The sequence below is a fragment of the Pseudomonas syringae CC1557 genome (assembly GCF_000452705.1).
Classification (GTDB): domain Bacteria; phylum Pseudomonadota; class Gammaproteobacteria; order Pseudomonadales; family Pseudomonadaceae; genus Aquipseudomonas; species Aquipseudomonas syringae_F.
Map to the genome: position 1 here is coordinate 5,405,526 of NZ_CP007014.1, position 18,865 is coordinate 5,424,390.

General features: G+C 59.7%; 17 protein-coding genes. 7 read left to right on the plus strand and 10 right to left on the minus strand.

What is annotated here, in order from left to right:
• Positions 1 to 65 precede the first annotated feature (65 nt).
• The 3 genes from N018_RS23820 to N018_RS23830 are packed head-to-tail and all read right to left on the minus strand — an operon-like array spanning position 66 to position 2,572.
• Positions 66 to 839, minus strand: a complete 774-nt coding sequence (locus tag N018_RS23820) for a MetQ/NlpA family ABC transporter substrate-binding protein (protein ID WP_024645130.1) — start codon at positions 837 to 839, stop codon at positions 66 to 68.
• A 51-nt stretch (positions 840 to 890) separates the two neighbouring features.
• Positions 891 to 1,565 carry a methionine ABC transporter permease gene (locus N018_RS23825; protein WP_007248166.1) on the minus strand — a complete coding sequence of 225 codons (675 nt, stop codon included), beginning with the start codon at positions 1,563 to 1,565 and terminating at the stop codon, positions 891 to 893.
• A complete protein-coding gene (locus N018_RS23830; RefSeq protein ID WP_024645129.1) occupies positions 1,565 to 2,572 on the minus strand; it encodes a methionine ABC transporter ATP-binding protein in 1,008 nt (335 codons plus the stop codon). Before N018_RS23830 ends, N018_RS23825 begins: the two co-directional genes overlap by 1 nt.
• A gap of 311 nt (positions 2,573 to 2,883) precedes the next feature.
• Here N018_RS23830 and katE point away from each other — a divergent pair, with 311 nt between their 5' ends.
• Positions 2,884 to 5,034 (plus strand): catalase HPII, encoded by a 2,151-nt coding sequence (gene katE / locus N018_RS23835; protein WP_025390907.1) that lies wholly within the window; start codon positions 2,884 to 2,886, stop codon positions 5,032 to 5,034.
• A gap of 82 nt (positions 5,035 to 5,116) precedes the next feature.
• On the opposite strand, the gene N018_RS23840 is transcribed toward katE, so the two are convergent.
• From N018_RS23840 to N018_RS23855, 4 genes are read right to left on the minus strand one after another with little or no spacing between them, the layout of a single operon-like run.
• Positions 5,117 to 5,833, minus strand: a complete 717-nt coding sequence (locus N018_RS23840; RefSeq protein WP_024645127.1) for a PA5502 family lipoprotein — start codon at positions 5,831 to 5,833, stop codon at positions 5,117 to 5,119.
• 38 nt (positions 5,834 to 5,871) lie between these two features.
• Positions 5,872 to 6,660, minus strand: coding sequence for a zinc ABC transporter permease subunit ZnuB (gene znuB / locus N018_RS23845; RefSeq protein WP_024645126.1), 789 nt, complete (start codon positions 6,658 to 6,660; stop codon positions 5,872 to 5,874).
• Complete coding sequence (gene znuC, locus N018_RS23850) at positions 6,653 to 7,441, minus strand: zinc ABC transporter ATP-binding protein ZnuC (protein WP_024645125.1); 789 nt, start codon at positions 7,439 to 7,441, stop codon at positions 6,653 to 6,655. The genes znuB and znuC overlap by 8 nt, the downstream gene beginning before the upstream one ends.
• Positions 7,441 to 7,923, minus strand: coding sequence for a Fur family transcriptional regulator (locus tag N018_RS23855; RefSeq protein ID WP_025390908.1), 483 nt, complete (start codon positions 7,921 to 7,923; stop codon positions 7,441 to 7,443). Before N018_RS23855 ends, znuC begins: the two co-directional genes overlap by 1 nt.
• Before the next feature lie 67 nt (positions 7,924 to 7,990).
• Here N018_RS23855 and znuA point away from each other — a divergent pair, with 67 nt between their 5' ends.
• Positions 7,991 to 8,926 (plus strand): zinc ABC transporter substrate-binding protein ZnuA, encoded by a 936-nt coding sequence (gene znuA, locus N018_RS23860; protein WP_025390909.1) that lies wholly within the window; start codon positions 7,991 to 7,993, stop codon positions 8,924 to 8,926.
• A gap of 96 nt (positions 8,927 to 9,022) precedes the next feature.
• Here the strand turns inward: znuA and N018_RS23865 are convergent, their stop codons facing one another.
• Together N018_RS23865 and N018_RS23870 are read right to left on the minus strand one after the other, a co-directional pair.
• Positions 9,023 to 9,973, minus strand: a complete 951-nt coding sequence (locus N018_RS23865) for a homoserine kinase (protein WP_025390910.1) — start codon at positions 9,971 to 9,973, stop codon at positions 9,023 to 9,025.
• Between the two features lie 50 nt (positions 9,974 to 10,023).
• Positions 10,024 to 10,311 (minus strand): DUF2782 domain-containing protein, encoded by a 288-nt coding sequence (locus N018_RS23870; protein ID WP_024645121.1) that lies wholly within the window; start codon positions 10,309 to 10,311, stop codon positions 10,024 to 10,026.
• Positions 10,312 to 10,385: 74 nt separating this feature from the next.
• On the opposite strand from N018_RS23870, the gene polA reads away from it, so the two are divergent.
• The gene (gene polA / locus N018_RS23875) at positions 10,386 to 13,151 is read left to right on the plus strand and encodes a DNA polymerase I (RefSeq protein WP_025390911.1); all 2,766 of its coding nucleotides are present in this window, start codon (positions 10,386 to 10,388) and stop codon (positions 13,149 to 13,151) included.
• A 243-nt stretch (positions 13,152 to 13,394) separates the two neighbouring features.
• Here polA and yihA read toward each other — a convergent pair whose 3' ends face one another.
• Entirely contained in the window at positions 13,395 to 14,030 is a 636-nt protein-coding gene (yihA, locus tag N018_RS23880; RefSeq protein WP_024645119.1) for a ribosome biogenesis GTP-binding protein YihA/YsxC, read from the minus strand.
• 294 nt (positions 14,031 to 14,324) lie between these two features.
• Between yihA and N018_RS23885 the strand changes: the two genes are divergently transcribed.
• The 4 genes from N018_RS23885 (at position 14,325) to N018_RS23900 (ending at position 18,839) form a co-directional block, all read left to right on the plus strand.
• Complete coding sequence (locus tag N018_RS23885) at positions 14,325 to 14,969, plus strand: thiol:disulfide interchange protein DsbA/DsbL (protein WP_024645118.1); 645 nt, start codon at positions 14,325 to 14,327, stop codon at positions 14,967 to 14,969.
• Between the two features lie 9 nt (positions 14,970 to 14,978).
• Entirely contained in the window at positions 14,979 to 15,854 is an 876-nt protein-coding gene (locus N018_RS23890) for an endonuclease/exonuclease/phosphatase family protein (RefSeq protein WP_024645117.1), read from the plus strand.
• Entirely contained in the window at positions 15,851 to 17,965 is a 2,115-nt protein-coding gene (locus N018_RS23895; RefSeq protein ID WP_025390912.1) for a GGDEF domain-containing protein, read from the plus strand. The genes N018_RS23890 and N018_RS23895 overlap by 4 nt, the downstream gene beginning before the upstream one ends.
• A gap of 94 nt (positions 17,966 to 18,059) precedes the next feature.
• Positions 18,060 to 18,839: an N-acetylmuramoyl-L-alanine amidase gene (locus N018_RS23900; RefSeq protein ID WP_024645115.1), complete on the plus strand. Its 780-nt coding sequence runs from the start codon at positions 18,060 to 18,062 to the stop codon at positions 18,837 to 18,839.
• Positions 18,840 to 18,865: the final 26 nt, after the last annotated feature.

Below are 18,865 nucleotides of genomic sequence, written 5' to 3' on the forward strand. Positions count from 1 at the left end.
TCCGCACGCTCCTGCGTGGGAACGCATTTCTCGACGCTCCGCGTCGCAAAAGCAGCGCGATCAGGTCAGAACGCAGGCACCACGGCGCCTTTGTATTTCTCGGCCAGGAAGGTTTTCACTTCCGGGCTTTGCAGCGCTGCGACCAGCTTTTTCATCGCGTCCGAATCCTTGTTGTCCGGGCGGGCAACCAGAATGTTCGCGTAAGGCGAATCAGGACCTTCGATGATCAGCGCATCCTTGGTCGGATCAAGCCCGGCGCTGAGGGCATAGTTGGTGTTGATCAATGCCAGATCGACCTGTGTCAGCACGCGTGGCAGCGTGGCGGCTTCCAGCTCGCGGAATTTCAGGTTTTTCGGATTGTTGATAACGTCCGAAGGCTTCGAGAGGATATTGGTCGGGTCCGTCAGCGTAATCAGACCCGCCTTCTGCAGCAGCAACAGGGCACGACCTTCATTGGTCGCGTCATTCGGCAACGCGACATTGGCGCCATCCGGCAGCTCTGCAAGGGTCTTGGTTTTGTCCGAATAGGCGCCGAACGGCTCTACGTGAACCTTGGCCACGGCCACCAGATCGGTGCCCTTGCCCTTGTTGTACTCATCCAGGTACGGCTGATGCTGAAAGAAGTTCGCGTCCATACGCTTCTGGGCGACTTGGGCGTTCGGCTGAATATAGTCATTGAACACCTTGATGTTCAGGTCTACGCCTTCTTTCGCCAGGGTCGGTTTGACGAATTCGAGGATCTCGGCGTGCGGCACGGCGGAGGCCGCGACGGTCAGGGTTTCGTTGGCCTGCGCGGACAGCGCGGTCACAGCGGCAAATATGGCCAATAGCTTTTTCATGCAACAACTCCTTATGGCCCGCCAGTGGCGGGCCGATGCCTGCTGATTCAATCAACGATGAGTGAAATGCGCGACCAGTCTGTCGCCGATGGTCTGGAGTATCTGCACCAGCACCAGCAACAATACGACCGTCACAAACATCACATCGTTCTGGAAACGCTGATAACCATAACGAATCGCCAGATCACCCAGCCCGCCAGCACCTACCGCGCCGGCCATGGCCGTGAACGACACCAGCGCAATCGCCGTCACGGTAATCGCCGCCAGAATGCCGGGCCGCGCCTCCGGTAGCAGTGCCTTGATGATGATCTGCCGGGTAGTGGCACCCATGGCCTGCGTGGCTTCGATGATGCCGCGATCGACCTCACGCAGTGCAGTCTCTACCAGACGGGCAAAGAACGGCGTGGCGCCTGCGATCAGTGGCGGCAAGGTGCCGAGAATCCCCAGCGACGTACCGGTGATGATTTCGGTCAGCGGCATCATCACGATCAGCAAAATGATGAACGGCAGCGCGCGCAGCATGTTCACAATCAACCCGACCGTGGCGTACAGCTGCTTGTGCTCCAGCAATTGGCGTGGCGAGGTCAGAAACATCAGCACGCCCAGCGGCAGGCCGAACAGGATGGTGAAGCCCAGCGAAACACTGAGCATGATCAACGTGTCCCCGGTAGCAACCCAGATTTCGTACCAGTCGACGTTGGCGAACAGGTTCAGAAAAGCGTCCATCAGCGCAGCACCTCCATATGAACATCGGCGGCGGTGAAATGAGCAAAGGCGGCTTCCATGTCACCGCCGGTGATCGCCAGCGTCAGTTGCCCGTATGGAGTGTCCTTGATGCGGTCGATGCGACCCGCGAGGATGCTGTAGTCAACACCGGTTTCCCGGGCCACAGTGCCCAGCAGCGGCGCGTAAGTCGCCTCGCCCTGAAAAGTCAGACGCACGATACGGCCCTGCACGTGGGCGAAATCGTCACGTTGCTCGTTTTCATCGATCTGGTCGTCTTCCTGCACAAAGCGCTTGGTCGTGGCGTGTTCGGGGTGCAGAAACACGTCGGCGACGTTGCCCTGCTCGACGATCACACCGGCGTCCATGACCGCCACCCGATCACAGACGCGACGAATCACGTCCATCTCGTGAGTGATGAGGACAATGGTCAGGTTAAGCTCACGGTTGATCTCGGCCAGCAATTGCAGGACCGACGCAGTGGTCTGCGGGTCCAGTGCGCTGGTGGCTTCGTCGCAGAGCAGGATTTTCGGTTTGGTCGCCAGGGCGCGGGCAATGCCGACGCGCTGCTTTTGACCACCAGACAATTGTGACGGGTACTTTCTGGCGTGATCGGAAAGCCCGACCCGTGCCAGCAACTCGGCCACCCGCTGATCGATCTGCTGGCGCGACATGTCGCCCGCGAGGGTCAGTGGCATGGCCACGTTATCGGCTACGGTTTTCGACGCGAGCAGGTTGAAGTGCTGGAAGATCATCCCGACCTGCTGGCGAAAGCGCCGCAAGCCCGTGGCGTCAAGCGCCGTGACATCTTCACCGTCAACCACGATCTGTCCGCCGCTAGGGGTTTCGAGACGGTTGATCAGCCGCAGCAGCGTGCTTTTGCCAGCCCCGGAATGACCAATGATGCCGAACACCTGGCCGTCGTCGACGCGCAGGCTTGTAGGGTGCAATGCCGGTATTTCCCGGCCTGCCACCCGATAGGTTTTGTGGACGTTATGGAACTCGATCACGGAGCGAACCTTGTGGGGGCGCGTTAAAGAATCAGCGCAGTGGATCATGCTCCACTTGCTTCGTTACCTCGGCCAGATTGAACCGGGCGCGCATTTTAGCCTGTCCGGACCACAGTGCTTAGCATTTATTTGCAGGCAGACCTGTGTAATGGGCATAACCCGACCGTTGGGGCGAAAGCCGTCGAATCGGACTGAACGGCTGATTCTGTCACCGGTCACTTTCTCGATACCGTGATTTCCCGCTTGCGTCAGGGAAGTCAAATTCAGCGAACCCAACTCAATGATTGGGTCGAGATAAGGAGTTGTTTCTGATGGCTAGCGAGAAAAAACCACCCATTACCCCAACACCCAAAAGCGAAATGGCAGGCACCGACACACTTGATCGGGGCAATACCAACGCCAAGCTGGACAGCCTTGAGCAGTTTCGCTCGGATGCCACCAGCCAGGCGCTGCGCACCAACCACGGCGTCAAGATTGCCGACAACCAGAACACCCTGAAAGTCGGCAGCCGCGGCCCGTCGCTGCTGGAAGACTTCATCATGCGTGAAAAGATCACGCACTTTGACCATGAGCGCATTCCAGAGCGCATCGTCCATGCTCGCGGCACCGCAGCACATGGTTACTTCCAGACTTATGAAGACCAGGGCGCGCTGAGTAAAGCAGGCTTCCTGCGTGATCCGGGCAAGAAGACCCCGGTTTTCGTGCGTTTCTCCACCGTACAGGGCCCACGCGGCTCAGGCGACACCGTGCGTGACGTGCGTGGTTTTGCGGTCAAGTTCTACACCGACGAAGGCAACTTCGACCTGGTGGGCAACAACATGCCGGTCTTCTTCATTCAGGATGCCATCAAGTTTCCTGACTTCGTGCACGCGGTGAAGCCTGAACCGCACAACGAAATCCCTACCGGCGGCTCGGCTCACGACACGTTCTGGGACTTCGTCTCCCTGGTGCCGGAATCCGCGCACATGGTGCTGTGGACCATGTCCGACCGTGCAATCCCGAAAAGCCTGCGCACCATGCAAGGCTTCGGTATCCACACGTTCCGCCTGATCAACACCGAAGGCAAATCCACGTTCGTCAAATTCCACTGGAAGCCCAAGTTCGGCGTGTGCTCGCTGGTTTGGGACGAAGCGCAGAAGCTGGCCGGCAAGGACACCGACTTCCACCGCCGTGACCTGTGGGAGTCCATCGAGATGGGCGACTACCCGGAATGGGAACTGGGCGTGCAGATCGTCGCCGAGGAAGACGAGCACAAGTTCGACTTCGACCTGCTCGATCCGACCAAGATCATCCCGGAAGAGCTGGTGCCGGTTACACCATTGGGCAAGATGGTGCTGAACCGCAACCCGGACAATTACTTCGCCGAGACCGAGCAGGTTGCCTTCTGCCCTGGCCATATCGTGCCGGGTATCGACTTCTCCAACGATCCGTTGCTGCAAGGCCGCCTGTTCTCCTACACCGACACGCAGATCAGCCGCCTTGGTGGTCCGAACTTCCACGAGATCCCGATCAACCGTCCGATTGCGCCGAACCACAATGGTCAGCGCGACGCACAGCATCGCACCACCATCGACAAGGGCCGTGCTTCCTACGAGCCGAACTCGATTGATGGCGGCTGGCCGAAAGAAACGCCGGCAGCTGCGGTAGACGGCGGCTTCGAGACGTACCCTGAGCGCGTCGAAGCGCACAAGGTTCGTGAGCGCAGCGAGTCGTTCGGCGATCATTTCTCCCAGGCCACCCTGTTCTTCCAGAGCATGAGCCATCACGAGAAAGAGCACATCATCGCGGCATACAGCTTCGAGCTGGGCAAGGTCGAGCGCGAGTACATCCGTGCCCGTCAGGTCAACGAGATTCTGGCCAACATCGATCTGGAACTGGCAAGCCGTGTGGCGGCCAACCTGGGTCTGCCGGCACCGACCGCAGGCACCGTGCCGGTGCGTGAGACATCGGTCAAAGAATCTCCAGCGCTGAGCCAGGTCAACCTGCTGTCGGGTGACATTGTTTCGCGCAAAGTAGCCATTCTTGTGGCCAATGGCGTGGACGGCAAAGCGGTCGAAGCCATGAAAGCTGCACTGACGGCCAAAGGCGCACACGCCAAGGTGCTAGGCCCGACGTCTGCACCGGTCAAGACGGCTGATGGCAAAAGCCTGCCGGTAGATGCTTCAGCTGAAGGCTTGCCTTCGGTAGCGTTCGACGCAGTGTTCGTGCCGGGCGGCGCTGATTCAGTGAAAGCGTTGAGCACTGATGGCGTTGCGTTGCACTTCATTCTGGAAGCCTACAAGCACCTCAAGGCCATCTCCGTTGCCGGGGAAGCCAAAGACTTGCTGAGCTTGCTGCGCCTTGAAGAAGACGCCGGGTTGCTGGTGGTGTCCGACAGCAAATCGTTCGAAGCCTTCTTCGACGCGATAGCACAACACCGTGTCTGGGACCGTGAAGTGAAAGCCAAGGCTGTTCCAGCTTGATCTGACGCTACTTGTCTATCGTTCCCACGTCAGCGTGGGAACGCCTTTCTGGACGCCCTGGGTCCGCTTCCAACAGCGTGGCTCAGGGCTTGGCAGGCGTCAGGATGATGTGGGCTTTTTCATTGCGCTCGATTTCGCGACGCAATTGCAGTTCAAAATCCGGATTTGCCTTGATTACCCGTTTGGTCAGCAATGTGGCCAGCCACGGGTAATCTTCGGTGCGCGGCACCACCAGCAGCACGTCACAGTTGAACGCTACGGTATCCGCTGCAATGTCATCCAGTTGGCGACGCAATGCAGGCATATCACCGATTTTCAGGTCGATTGTGGTACTCGGTGCAGACGGATCAACCAGCTTGGCCACTCTTCTCGCCTCAGCCTCTCTCAATTCCGCTTCAGCTTTTTCCAGCTCTGCCTTGCGTGCATGGGCAATCGCACCATTGACGCCGCTGGTCAGCGCTGGCGCTTTGGGCATCAGTGCGCGAGCGCGACTCAATGCGCTGGCCGCAGCGTTCATGTCACCCTTCTGCAGGCTGATCTGGCTGCGGCTCAGGTAGGCTTCTGCGAGACGACGCTGGAGAGGCTCAAGCCGGGCGTCGTCGGCATTCGCTGCTTGCAACGCCGCCAGTTGATCCTCGGCAGTTGCCAGTTCATTGCCGGCGATGTTCTGTTCCAACTGCGCAAAGGCATCAGGCTGAGCCTCGGACGCAGGCGTCTGGACCGTTGGCGCGCTCTGACAGGCACCCAACAGGATGGAAAATGCGACAAGCAGCAGATAGCGTGGGGCGAACGGCTTCATTCCTGCGATTCTCTAGTTTGCGCAAAAAACGAGCAAGTCTACACCGCTCGCCTGGGTAGAACAAAGCTGAGCAAGAACAACGCCGCAGCGGATACCACTATAGACGGTCCGGCCGGTGTGTCCTTGAACCATGACAATGATAGCCCGATACACACCGCAGTCACGCCCAGCAGGCTTGCGCCGACCGCCATCTGCTCCGGTGAACGGGCGTGACGCTGTGCCGCAGCGGCCGGAATGATCAACAGCGATGTAATCAGCAAAACACCGACAATTTTCATCGCCACCGCGATCACGACCGCGATCAACAGCATCAGCGCCATGCGCAGTGCAGCGACCGGCAGGCCTTCGACGCGGGCCAATTCCTCATGCACGGTCATGGCCAGCAGCGGCCGCCACAACGCAACGATGGTCACCAGCACCAATGAGCTGCCGCCGAGAATCCAGGCAAGATCGGCCGGGCTGATCGCCAGCAGATCACCGAACAGATAAGCCATCAGGTCGATTCGCACTTCGTGCATGAAGCTGAGCACGACCAGCCCGAGCGACAGCGTGCTCGGTGCCAGAATCCCCAGCAGTGTGTCCGAAGCCAATGGCTGACGCTGTTGCAGGGTGACCAGCAACACCGCCAGCAGCAGGCAGCCGCAGGTCACGGCAATGGTCGGGCTGACGTCCAGCAAAAAGCCCAGCGCCACGCCGAGCAGTGCGGCGTGGGACAGTGTGTCGCCGAAATACGCCATGCGACGCCAGACCACAAAGGACCCGAGCGGACCGGCCACCAGGGCCAGCGCAACGCCTGCGAGCAAGGCATACAGTAGAAAATCAGCCATGCTTGCAGCTGTCTCCGTGAACGTGAGTGTGAGGGGCAGCCGGTGTATCGTTCACCACGGCGCCATGCAGATCGTGGGCATGGTCATGGTTGTGGTGATAGATCGCCAGACTCTGCGCATTCTTGCCGAACAGTTCGACGAACGCCGGATCATGGCTGACCTGCTCGGGATGGCCAGAGCAGCAGACATGGCGATTCAGGCACACCACCTGATCGGTTGTGCTCATCACCAGATGCAGATCGTGGGACACCATCAATACCCCGCACTGGTGACGGTCGCGCAGACGCGTGATCAGGCTGTACAACTCGGCCTGCCCGGCCACGTCGACGCCCTGTACCGGCTCGTCGAGCACCAGAAGTTCAGGCTTGCGCAACAGGGCGCGGGCCAGCAAGACGCGCTGCATTTCGCCACCGGAAATACCCTGCAACGGGCTGTCGATGACTTTTTCAGCGCCGACTTCTTCCAGCGCAGATTGCGCGGCAGCCCGATCTACGCCCGGCACCAGACGCAAAAAGCGCAGCACCGACAGCGGCAAAGTCTGGTCTACGTGCAGTTTTTGCGGCATGTAGCCGACGCGCAGCCTGGGTTTGCGCCATACCGTGCCTGAATCGGGCTTGAGCAGCCCCAGCACCGCACGCACCAGGGTAGTTTTGCCTGCACCATTGGGGCCGATCAGCGTGACGATTTCGCCGGGACGGACGCTGAGCTGAATGTTATCCAGCACACTTTGCCCCGACAGCGTGACGGCAACCTGCTCCAGGCGTATCAATGCATCCGTCATCAGGCGGCCTTGCAGCCAGCGCACACGCCGACGATCTCGACGGTCTGGCCTTCAACCGCAAAGCCGACTCCGGTGGCAGCATCGACCACAGACGCGCTGATAGCCGGATGTTGCAACTCGATAGCGGCATGACACACACGGCAGATCAGAAACTGGCCCTGATGCGCGTGGGTCGGGTGATTGCAGCCGGTAAAGGCGTTGAGCGAGGCGATCCGATGGACCAGGCCGTTTTCCAGCAGGAAATCCAGTGCACGGTAGACGGTTGGCGGCGCGGCGCGGCGGCCATCCTCTTCACTGAGCACCGCCAGAATGTCGTACGCACCCAGCGGTTTGTGGCTTTGCCAGACCAGTTCCAGCACGCGGCGGCGCAATGTGGTCAGGCGCAGCCCCTGTTTTGTGCACAGCGCATCGGCTTCGGCGAGGGCCGAATGCACGCAATGGGAGTGATCATGGGGGCGACTGGCCAGGGGAGTATTGGGCATGAGCAGCGACGATATTGGCTAGAGACGTTATTATGTTACCTGTTCCTGGCTTATATGAGTGATTCGAGTGCGCCGTCTTTTCAATCTTGTTGCTGTTCTGTGGATCAGTCTGTTGTTCATCGCCCCGGCTCAGGCCGAGGTCAACGTGTTGACCAGTATCAAGCCATTGCAGCTGATTGCGGCGGCTGTACAGGATGGCGTCGGTAAGCCCGAAGTGCTTTTACCGCCCGGCGCTTCACCGCATAACTATGCGCTACGCCCATCCGACGTGCGGCGTGTGCGGGAAGTAGCGTTGTTCTACTGGATCGGCCCGGACATGGAAGCCTTCCTGCCGCGAGTCCTGCAAGGCCGCAAGTTGCCGGCGGTTGCCGTGCAATCCCTGCCCGGCATGCACTTGCGCCATTTCGGTGAAGACAACGCCTCCCATGATGACCACGGTCATGACGACGATGCAGACGAACATGATCACAATCATCAGCCTGGCAGCCTGGACTCGCATCTGTGGCTGTCGACCGTCAATGCGCGAGTAATTGCAGCAAAAATGGCGGCTGATCTGAGCGCTGCGGACCCGGCCAATGCGACTCGCTACGCCAGTAACGCCGAAGCGTTCAGCAAGCGTCTGGATGCGCTGGACGCCCGAATCAAGGGTCGTGTCAGCGCTGTTGCAGGCAAACCTTTCTTCGTGTTCCACGAGGCGTTCGATTATTTCGAAGAAGCTTACGGGCTCAAGCACGCCGGGGTATTCGCCATCGCCGCCGAGATCCAGCCCGGTGCGCAGCATGTGGCCGCCATGCGGGAACGCCTGAAAGCTGCGGGCAAGACCTGCGTATTCAGCGAGCCACCTTTGCGCCCGCGCCTGGCAGACACCCTGAGCGCCGGGCTGCCGGTCAAACTGGCCGAACTGGATGCGCTGGGTGGTTACATTCCGCCAACCGCGCAAGGTTACGAGCAGGTATTGCAGAGACTGGCTGATGATCTGACGGGCTGCCTGAGCAGTATTTGATAGCACAGGCACTTTTCGTCCTGACTATTGTGCCAACGCGAAGCATTGGCACAATAGTCAACGAGGAAGCGCGAGCCGCACGCCCAAAGGCATCAGTCAGAGCGCAAACGGCAGTGCGATGCGCGCTTCCTGGCGCTGGGCCAGGCGCTGTTCGAACTCCACGGGATCGTGAATCAGCACGTCTTGCCCGGCGAAGGTTTCGGCGGCGATCAGGCGTGACAGCCAGAAACGCACGCAGGCGATGCGCAGCATAGTGTCCCAGAGCTTCGATTCCGCAGCCGTGAAGGGCCGCAGGCCTGCATAAGCGCCCAGCAAGGCGCGGGCGCGGACGGCGTCAAGCTCGCCGTTTTCGCGGGAACACCAGTCGTTGAGGGCAATCGCCAGGTCATACAGCATCGGGCCGGAGCAGGCATTGTAAAAGTCGATCAGCCCGGTAAGGTGTGTGCCTTCAAACAGCACGTTGTCGCGAAACAGGTCAGCATGCAGGTTGGCACGCGGCAACGCCATGATCTGCGGCTTGAGGTCTTCGATTTCCTGAAGGCTTTCTGCAAGCAATGCCCGCTGGGTCTCGCCCAGGTGCGACAGAAAATTCCGCCCCTCGCTCAACATCCAGTCCAGCCCGCGATCAGTCTTGCGCTCGACTATCTGCTCGCATGTCGCCAAATGCAGATTGGCCAGCAACTCGCCAATCTGTACGCAATGTTGGGTATTCGGCTCACTGATGTGCTTGCCCGGCAGGCGCGGCTGCAGAAGCGCCGGTTTGCCTGCCAGCTCGCGCAGCGCCTGACCGTCGGTGGTACGCAGTGCATAAGGCACCGGAAGATCGGCCTCATGCAGCACATCAAGCAGCTCGATGAAGAACGGCATTTCCTGAACAGGACCGCGCTCTACCAGGGTCAGGACGAACTCGCCCTGCTCCAGGCTGATGAAGTAATTGGTGTTTTCACTGCCAGCGGCAATGCCCTGAAAGTCAAGCAGACGGCCGAGCCCGTAAGGGGCGAGAAATGTTTCCAGCTCGGGCCGAGCCAGCGGGGTAAAAACGGACATATCAGGACTGCCAACCATTAAAGTGAATGTAGGGTGCTACCGGATAACAACTACCAGCTGAATATTTCCCACTGCGGGATCAGCATGTCCGGTTGATCCGAACGGATGAAGTTGGGGCTTGTACCATCGGCGCGCACCAGAAAATAGGGTTTGCCGTGTTTCGGAGTAATTTTGACCGCATACAAAAAACCATTCTGACGGTATTCCTGAATGGTTCTGTCACCGTCGGTGCGGATAGTAACGTCCGGCGCCGCCGAGGGTGAGTCCTCTGCTGCAACCGCGAGCAAAGGGCAAAGCGCCAACAGGCCGGTCAATAAGAGTCGATTTACCTTGCGCATGATAACCTTGTCCCTTTGTCGTCAATGGTCCGCGCATTCTAGCGCCGCACCCGCCGAAAAGGTTGATTCTGCTCATGACCCAAGCGCCGCTCGTCCTGGTAGACGGTTCTTCTTACCTCTACCGTGCCTTCCACGCACTGCCCCCCCTGACCACGTCCAAAGGGCTGCCGACCGGCGCCGTCAAAGGCGTGCTGAACATGCTCAAAAGCCTGCGCCGCCAGTATCCGGACAGCCCGCTCGCGGTGGTTTTCGACGCCAAGGGCGGGACGTTCCGTGACGCGTTGTACACCGACTATAAAGCCAACCGGCCCAGCATGCCGGACGATCTGCGTGTGCAGGTCGATCTGCTGCATGCCTGCGTCAAAGGCATGGGCTATCCATTCCTGTGCGTGGAAGGCGTCGAAGCGGATGACGTGATCGGCACCCTGGCGCGCAGCAGCGCGGCGGCGGATCGGCCAGTGGTCATTTCCACTGGCGACAAGGACATGGCGCAGTTGGTCGACGGGCATATCACCCTGGTCAACACCATGACCGGCAGCGTGCTCGACGTGGCGGGCGTGAAAGAGAAATTCGGCGTCGGCCCGGAGCACATCATCGATTACCTCGCGCTGATGGGCGACAAGGTTGACAACATTCCCGGCGTGCCGGGCGTCGGTGAGAAAACTGCCGTCGGCCTGCTGGTCGGTGTCGGCGGCGGGATAAAGGAGCTTTACGACAACCTCGACAAGGTCGCGACCCTGCCAATCCGTGGCGCCAAGACCCTGGCCGCCAAGCTCGAAGAACACCGCGAGATGGCTTTCCTGTCCTACGAACTGGCAACCATCAAGATCGACGTGCCTCTGGACATCGAGCTGGATCAGTTGCACTGCGGCGAGCCGGACCGCGACACGCTGATGGAGCTGTACGCCGAGCTGGAATTCAAGAGCTGGATCGAAGACCTGCAACGCGACGCCAAGCGTGCCGGACAGGAACTGGCGGTTGAAGAACCGACAGTCGCAGCAAAGGAAGCGGCCTATGAAGTCATCCTTGAACAAGCCCAGTTCGATGCCTGGCTGAAAAAGCTTCAGGCGGCGCCGCTTTTTGCTTTCGTCACCCAGAGCAACGGCACCGACGCCCAGCGTGCACAACTGGTCGGTTTGTCTTTCGCCATCCAGACCCACGAAGCGGCTTATATCCCGCTGACTCACTCGTACATGGGCGTGCCCCAGCAGCTGGACCGCGACACGGTGCTCAAGACGCTCAAACCGTTGCTGGAAGACCCGGGCAAGATCAAGGTCGGCCAGCACGCCAAATTCGCCATCAACCTGCTTGCCAACTGCGCGGTCGATGGCGATCAGACGCAGGGCATCGATTTGCAGGGCGTCAGGTTCGACACCATTCTGGAATCCTACGTTCTCGATTCCACTGCAACGCGTCACGACCGCGACAGTCTGGTGGCCAAGTACCTGACGCACACGCCGATAAACTTTCAGGACATCGCCGGCAAAGGTGCCAAACAGCTGACCTTCGACCAGATTGCCCTGGAGCAGGCGGGCAACTATGCCGCTGAAGAAGCCGATCTGACCCTGCGCCTGCATGAAGTCTTCGACGCGCGTCTGGCGGCAATCCCGACCTTGCAGCCGGTGCTCAACGATATCGAAATGCCGCTGGTGCCCGTACTGGCCCGTATCGAGCGCCAGGGCGCGCTGGTCGACGCCAACCTGCTGGGCATCCAGAGCGTTGAACTGGGCGACAAGATGACCGCACTGGAGCGCGAAGCCTTCGCCATTGCCGGTGAAGAGTTCAACCTCGGCTCGCCCAAGCAGCTCGGGGTGATTCTCTATGAAAAACTCGGCATGCCGATCCTCAGCAAAACCGCCACCGGCCAGCCGTCGACTGCCGAAGCGGTGCTGGCCGAACTGGCCGAGCAGGATTTCCCGCTGCCCAAGGTGCTGATGCAGTACCGCTCGATGAGCAAGCTCAAGAGTACGTACACCGACCGTCTGCCCGAGCAGATCAACCCGCGCACCGGACGCATCCATACCTCTTACCATCAGGCGGTAGCGGTGACAGGCCGTTTGTCCTCCAGTGATCCGAACCTGCAGAACATCCCGATTCGTACCGCTGAAGGCCGACGCATCCGCCAGGCGTTCGTGGCGCCCAAGGGTTACAAACTGCTGGCAGCGGACTATTCGCAGATCGAACTGCGGATCATGGCGCATCTGGCGAAGGACGAAGGCTTGCTGCACGCGTTCCGCAACGATCTGGACGTGCACCGGGCGACGGCGGCGGAAGTCTTCGGCGTCGAGCTGGACGGCGTCACTAATGACATGCGGCGCAGCGCCAAGGCGATCAACTTCGGCCTGATCTACGGCATGAGCGCGTTCGGCCTGGCCAAACAGATCGGTGTCGACCGCAAGCAATCACAGGCCTACGTAGACCGGTACTTCGCTCGCTACCCCGGCGTACTCGACTACATGGAGCGCACCCGCGCCCAGGCCGCCGAGCAGGGCTTTGTCGAAACCATCTTCGGTCGCCGCCTGTACCTGCCCGACATCAACGCCAAGAACCCGTCCCTGCGCAAGGGCGCGGAGCGCATGGCGATCAACGCGCCAATGCAAGGCACCGCCGCAGACATCATCAAAAAAGCGATGGTGGCGGTGAACGGCTGGCTGGATGAGTCGGGGCTGGATGCGCGCGTCATCCTGCAGGTACACGATGAACTGGTGCTGGAAGTGCGCGAAGACCTGGTTGATCAGATCAGCGAACAGATCCGTCCGCACATGAGCGGGGCAGCAGAATTGGCCGTGCCACTGCTGGTGGAAGTGGGTGTGGGCAACAATTGGGACGAGGCACATTGAGTGAAAAAGGGCGAATTTGTAAGCAGATTCGCCAAATACTGTAGGAAAGGTGAACTTTTCTTCATTGCTGGAACTTAACCATTTGGACAGGAGTCAGAGTTTCCGATTGATTGAAAAATCCATCGTGCTCCTATGTTGTGTTAAGTGTTGGCATATATCCGGACCCCACCCTAAGGTCTGGACCTTAAGCCCCGGAACTTCCTTCTCCCCATGCGAAGTCCGGGGTCTTTTTTTGCCTGCGATTTACTCGGCAGGCGCCTTGTCTTCCAGTTCCATCCAGTCGGCCAGTACGGTATAGGCCTCTTCCAGCCCCATGCGCTTGGGGGCCGAGAACAACTGAATGCTGACGGCGTCGCCCCAGCCCTTGCGGATATCGGCCTGCACCTTGAGCAGCGTGTTCTTGGCTGCGCCATAGGTCAGTTTGTCGGCCTTGGTCAGCAGAATGTGCATCGGCATGTTGCTGGCTATCGCCCAATCCAGCATCAACAGGTCGAAGTCGGTCATTGGATGACGGATGTCCATCATCAGAATCAGCCCTTTCAGACTTTCGCGACTGCCCAGGTAAGCTTCCAGGTGACGCTGCCAGTGCAGCTTCAGCGGGATGGGGACTTTCGCATAGCCGTAGCCCGGCAGGTCGACCAGACGACGATCCTCGTCCAGGCCGAAGAAGTTCAGCAACTGGGTACGCCCCGGCGTTTTGGAGGTACGCGCCAGACTGGCGTGTGTCAGGGTGTTCAGCGCGCTCGACTTGCCAGCGTTGGAGCGGCCGGCAAATGCGACCTCAAAACCTTCGTCATCGGGGCATTGGTCGACCTTGGCGGCGCTGAGCATGAACGTGGCCTGTTGGCACAGACCGAGAATAGGGTTTTTGAGTTGCATGTGATTTCCGGTGAAGGCCTTGCCTGCAAAGGGTGCGGCAAGAAGTTTCGGTTTCGTGTGGAAGCGTGAGCCTATGATGACACACCTGCAACCCGGCCCACACTCACACCGTGTCGGGCCGCTCTGTCTGGCGTACTGGAACATTCAGACATGACCTGCTTCACTCCTTCAGCAAAAAGGCCTTCCAAGGCCACCCATTTTTATAACCTCAGCGTTACACTAACGAACTCAGGCTTTCGCGTTCGGTCGAAACACCGTCGCTTGAAGGCGACTCAATCTGCTCAGGAGTAAAGCATGCGTAATCTGATCATCAGCGCCGCGCTGGTTGCCGCCAGTCTGTTCGGTATGTCCGCCCAGGCCGCCGAGCCTATCGAAGCCGGCAAACAATACGTCGAGCTGAAAAGCGCTGTGCCTGTAGCCGAGCCTGGCAAGATCGAAGTAATCGAGCTGTTCTGGTATGGCTGCCCGCATTGCTACGCGTTTGAGCCAACCATCAATCCGTGGGTTGAAAAACTTCCGTCCGATGTGCACTTCGTACGTATCCCTGCCATGTTCGGCGGTCCTTGGGATGCCCACGGCCAACTGTTCATCACCCTCGACACCATGGGTGTAGAGCACAAGGTCCACGCTGCGGTATTCGAGGCCATCCAGAAAGGCGGCAAGCGTCTGACCGACAAGAACGACATGGCCGATTTCGTCGCCACTCAGGGCGTGAACAAGGACGACTTCCTCAAGACCTTCGATTCCTTCGCAGTGAAGGGCAAGATCGCGCAGTACAAGGAACTGGCCAAGAAGTACGAAGTGACTGGCGTTCCAACCATGATCGTCAATGGCAAATACCGCTTTGACCTGGGTTCTGCCGGCGGTCCGGAACAGACCCTGGAAGTTGCCAACCAGTTGATTGCCAAAGAGCGGGCGGCTGCCACAGCCGCCAAGTAAGCGCACGTCATGCGCCGCTGGGGCAAAGGCAGCCCGCGTATCGTTGGCCTGCATGATCCGCAGGTCAACGAACATCATCTGCTGCAAAACGGCTTGCCGGAAGACGGCAGGCTGCGTTTGCTCAGTTTCAATATCCAGGTGGGTATAAGTACCCAACGCTACCATCACTACCTGACGCGCAGCTGGCAGCACTTGCTGCCGCACGGTGGGCGAGCAGGCAACCTGCAGAAAATCGGCGAGCTGATCAACGATTTCGATCTGGTGGCGCTTCAGGAAGTGGACGGCGGGAGCGTGCGCTCCGGCTTCGTCAATCAGGTCGAGCATCTTGCCCAGCTGGGCGGTTTCCCGTACTGGTATCAACAGCTCAATCGCAACCTCGGGCGCCTTGCGCAGCACAGCAATGGCGTGCTGAGCCGTTTGCGGCCGACCAAGATCGAGGACCACCCACTGCCCGGCCCGGCCGGGCGCGGTGCAATTCTCGTGCGCTTCGGCGAAGGAGAGGACGCGCTGGTAGTGGTCATGATGCACCTGGCCCTCGGCACGCGGACCCGAACCCGACAGCTCGCCTATATTCGCGAACTGATCGGCGGCTACCGCCATCAGGTACTCATGGGCGACATGAACACCCACGCCAATGACCTGCTTGAGCACTCGCCGCTAAGGGATCTCGGGCTTCTGGCCCCGCAGATAGAGGCGACCTTTCCAAGCTGGCGGCCACAACGCTGCCTCGATCACATTTTGCTCAGCCCGACCCTGACGCTCGAACGCGTGCAGGTGCTGGCGCAACCCATTTCCGATCACCTGCCTGTCGCTGTCGAGATTCGCCTGCCTGACTCACTGCGGGGTGACTCACTGCCTGTGCCCTCTGGTGGAAGCCTTGCATGAGCGACGACGCGGAGCGTTGGAAAGAGAAATACCTCAAAGGGATCGAGCAACAGGACAAGCTCGAAAAGCGCTGGGATGCGCGGCTCGACTTGCTGCGTCGCGGTTTGGTACGCAGCAGCCTGGCGGCGGAGGGCTCTGACCGGGCTGTCGACGAATGCATGAAGGAAATGCGCGAAATCGTCCGCACCGACGACATGGACGCGGGCCTCGCAGCCCTGATCCCGCGCCTTGAAAAAGCGGTACTGGATTCCGAGCATCGCCGTGAAGTCCGCGCCGGGCAGATCAGCTCGGCACTGACCGCACTGGTCACCCAGCTCCAGGCATTGCCGCTGCCACGCGAAGTGCGCAAACCACTCAAGCGCTTTGCCAAGGACCTTGAAGAGCGGGCGTCTCACGCACGCGAGCTGCCCGTGCTGCTCAGTGAGCTGAGCGGGCTGCAAGGCCAGGCCCTGACCCAGATTGAAAAACCCGAAGAAGGGCCCCGCCAAGGGCTGCTGCAACGCCTGTTCGGCTCGCGAGAGACGCACAGCGATGAGCATACTCCTGAAACGGCTGCGCCCGAAGCTGCTCCGGCCGAGATACCACCGCCCGTGCACGAGCAGCGCGACAACGCGTATGAACCGCCCGAACCCGCTGCCGAGGCAGATACGCCGCCAGCGCCGATAGCACCGATAGCACCAAGGCCAACGCTGGCGCCGACACCAGTAGTGCCCCCTGAAGAGAAGACTGATCCGGTTATCGAACCCGCCCCGGCACCAGAGCCAGCTCCAGAAGTCGATACAGTCGCAGCCACCGCGTCGGTGGAAGCTGCACCTTCAGTGGCTACTACGCCTGCCACGCCGATCACCGCAGACATCGTTCCAGAGCCAACGCCCGAACACGCTTACCTCTACGTCGAGCCTGTCGACATCACCGATATGGCGGCCCCCATACCGAGCGTGCCCTATCAGCAAAGACCGGCACCGGTCGTCGTCGCAGCAGAACAAGCAGAAGAAGAGCCCGATACCGAAGCTGAAACTACAGAAGGCGACGACGGTTATGCGCTGCCCTCCTCCCCGGAGCCGAGTTACAGCTCGGTCGCTGCACACATTGAAGAAACCCTGCTGGGCTTGCTCAACGACCTGACGTTGTCCGAGCATTTTCGTCCGCAGGTCGAGGATATGCAGTTACGTCTGAAACACGGGCTTAACTGGTACGAACTGCTGCCGATCCTCGACGATCTGGCGGTTTTGATGCTGGCGATCAATAACGGCGGTCAGCAGGAATTCGGCAGCTATCTCAAGCAGCTCAATGAGCGACTCGAATCTTTCCAGAGCCATTTGCAGGCTGCCAGCGAGGATCACGCCGAAGACCAGTCCGCGGTTCGCGATTTGAACGAGCAATTGCGCGAACAAGTGGGCGGGCTGCAAAGCAGCGTTCAGGATGCTTCCGACCTGACCAGCCTCAAGCAGGTACTGGATAACCGGCTCGAAGGCTTGCTCAGCACCATGGATAACTACCAGCGCAAGCGCGACAACCGCGAGCAGGAGGTCGCATCGCGCCTGCAAAGCCTGTCGGCCCGAGTGGCAAGCATGGAGCAGGAGGCATTGGGTTTCAGGACCCACCTGGAAGAGCAGCGACAGAAGGCGCTGGTTGATCCGCTCACCGAACTGCCCAACCGGGCTGCATGGGGCGAACGCCTTGAGCATGAGATGGCGCAGTGGCAGCAGGAAAAGAACAGCCTGCTGGTGTGCATTCTCGACCTCGACCACTTCAAGCGCATCAACGATGGCTACGGGCATCTGGCTGGCGACAAAGTGCTTAAAATTGTCGCCAACGTCTTCAAAAAGCGCCTGCGCCCGGGTGATTTCCTCGCCCGCTTCGGTGGCGAAGAATTTGTCATGTTGCTGCCTGCAACACTTCCAGAAGCCGGATTGATACTGGTCAACGAACTGCGCGCCGCCGTCGAGATGTGCCCGTTTCACTTCAAGGGTGAGCGAGTAACGATCACCGTCTCAATAGGGATGACTGCCTTCCGCGCGGGCGAACGCCCTGATACCGCTATAAAGCGCGCCGACCAGGCACTCTACAAAGCCAAGGAAAATGGCAGGAACCGGTTAGAGCAGGGCTAGCTGAAACATTTTAACCTGAACAAATGTTTCAGCCTGAAGCTATTCGCCGCCGTTTTGTTATGATGTTGCATTCCCTGCGGACGCTGCCAATCCAATGAAGCTGTATTTCTCTGCCTTCCTGTTACTTGTCCTGACGGCCTGCTCAAGCGGTCCGAAGCTGGATACCAGCCATCCGTCCGTGAATTTCGACGGTCGGATTCAGTACGTCGTGATGCACTACACCTCGACTTCACTGGAACGCTCCCTCCAGTTGTTGACCCATGGCGAGGTCAGCAGTCATTACCTGATCGGGGATGACCCCCAGGCCACGATCTACAAACTGGTCGATGAAAGTGCCCGAGCCTGGCACGCGGGTGAAAGCGAATGGGAAGGCCGCACATGGCTTAACTCCAGCTCCATCGGCATTGAAATCGTCAATCCAGGCTTCAAGGACACGCCGACCGGTCGCCTGTGGTATCCGTACACCGAGGCACAGGTCAAGTCGATCACCGTACTGCTCAAGGACATCGTCAAACGCAACAGGATCGACCCCAAACACATCATTGGGCACAGCGACATTGCGCCGCTGCGCAAGCAGGACCCGGGTCCGCTGTTCCCGTGGAAGCGTCTCGCAGCTGAAGGACTCGGCATCTGGCCAGACGAACGCCAGGTTGCCCAGCGTCAGGCGCTGCTGGCCGTCAACCTGCCGAGCATCACCTGGTTCCAGCAGCAACTGGCGCGCCTGGGCTACACCACCCCGCAGACCGGCGAGCTGGACGTCGCAACACGCCAGGTACTGGCAGCCTTCCAGATGCACTACCGCCCTGCGCGCTTCGACGGCGAACCCGACGCCCAAAGCGCGGCCATTTTGCAGGTGCTTAATCACTCGAATTGATCGGCTTGGAGCCGGGCGCTCAATCA

Bases quoted from the DNA above. Each gene is read 5' to 3' on its own strand.
- N018_RS23895 (WP_025390912.1), top strand. From the start codon at position 15,851: ATGAGCGACGACGCGGAGCGTTGGAAAGAGAAATACCTCAAAGGGATC.
- znuC (WP_024645125.1), bottom strand. From the start codon at position 7,441: ATGACGGATGCATTGATACGCCTGGAGCAGGTTGCCGTCACGCTGTCG.
- N018_RS23855 (WP_025390908.1), bottom strand. From the start codon at position 7,923: ATGCCCAATACTCCCCTGGCCAGTCGCCCCCATGATCACTCCCATTGC.
- N018_RS23825 (WP_007248166.1), bottom strand. From the start codon at position 1,565: ATGGACGCTTTTCTGAACCTGTTCGCCAACGTCGACTGGTACGAAATC.
- N018_RS23900 (WP_024645115.1), top strand. From the start codon at position 18,060: ATGAAGCTGTATTTCTCTGCCTTCCTGTTACTTGTCCTGACGGCCTGC.
- znuB (WP_024645126.1), bottom strand. From the start codon at position 6,660: ATGGCTGATTTTCTACTGTATGCCTTGCTCGCAGGCGTTGCGCTGGCC.
- N018_RS23865 (WP_025390910.1), bottom strand. From the start codon at position 9,973: ATGTCCGTTTTTACCCCGCTGGCTCGGCCCGAGCTGGAAACATTTCTC.
- N018_RS23820 (WP_024645130.1), bottom strand. From the start codon at position 839: ATGAAAAAGCTATTGGCCATATTTGCCGCTGTGACCGCGCTGTCCGCG.
- N018_RS23870 (WP_024645121.1), bottom strand. From the start codon at position 10,311: ATGCGCAAGGTAAATCGACTCTTATTGACCGGCCTGTTGGCGCTTTGC.
- polA (WP_025390911.1), top strand. From the start codon at position 10,386: ATGACCCAAGCGCCGCTCGTCCTGGTAGACGGTTCTTCTTACCTCTAC.
- N018_RS23840 (WP_024645127.1), bottom strand. From the start codon at position 5,833: ATGAAGCCGTTCGCCCCACGCTATCTGCTGCTTGTCGCATTTTCCATC.
- katE (WP_025390907.1), top strand. From the start codon at position 2,884: ATGGCTAGCGAGAAAAAACCACCCATTACCCCAACACCCAAAAGCGAA.
- N018_RS23885 (WP_024645118.1), top strand. From the start codon at position 14,325: ATGCGTAATCTGATCATCAGCGCCGCGCTGGTTGCCGCCAGTCTGTTC.
- yihA (WP_024645119.1), bottom strand. From the start codon at position 14,030: ATGCAACTCAAAAACCCTATTCTCGGTCTGTGCCAACAGGCCACGTTC.
- N018_RS23890 (WP_024645117.1), top strand. From the start codon at position 14,979: ATGCGCCGCTGGGGCAAAGGCAGCCCGCGTATCGTTGGCCTGCATGAT.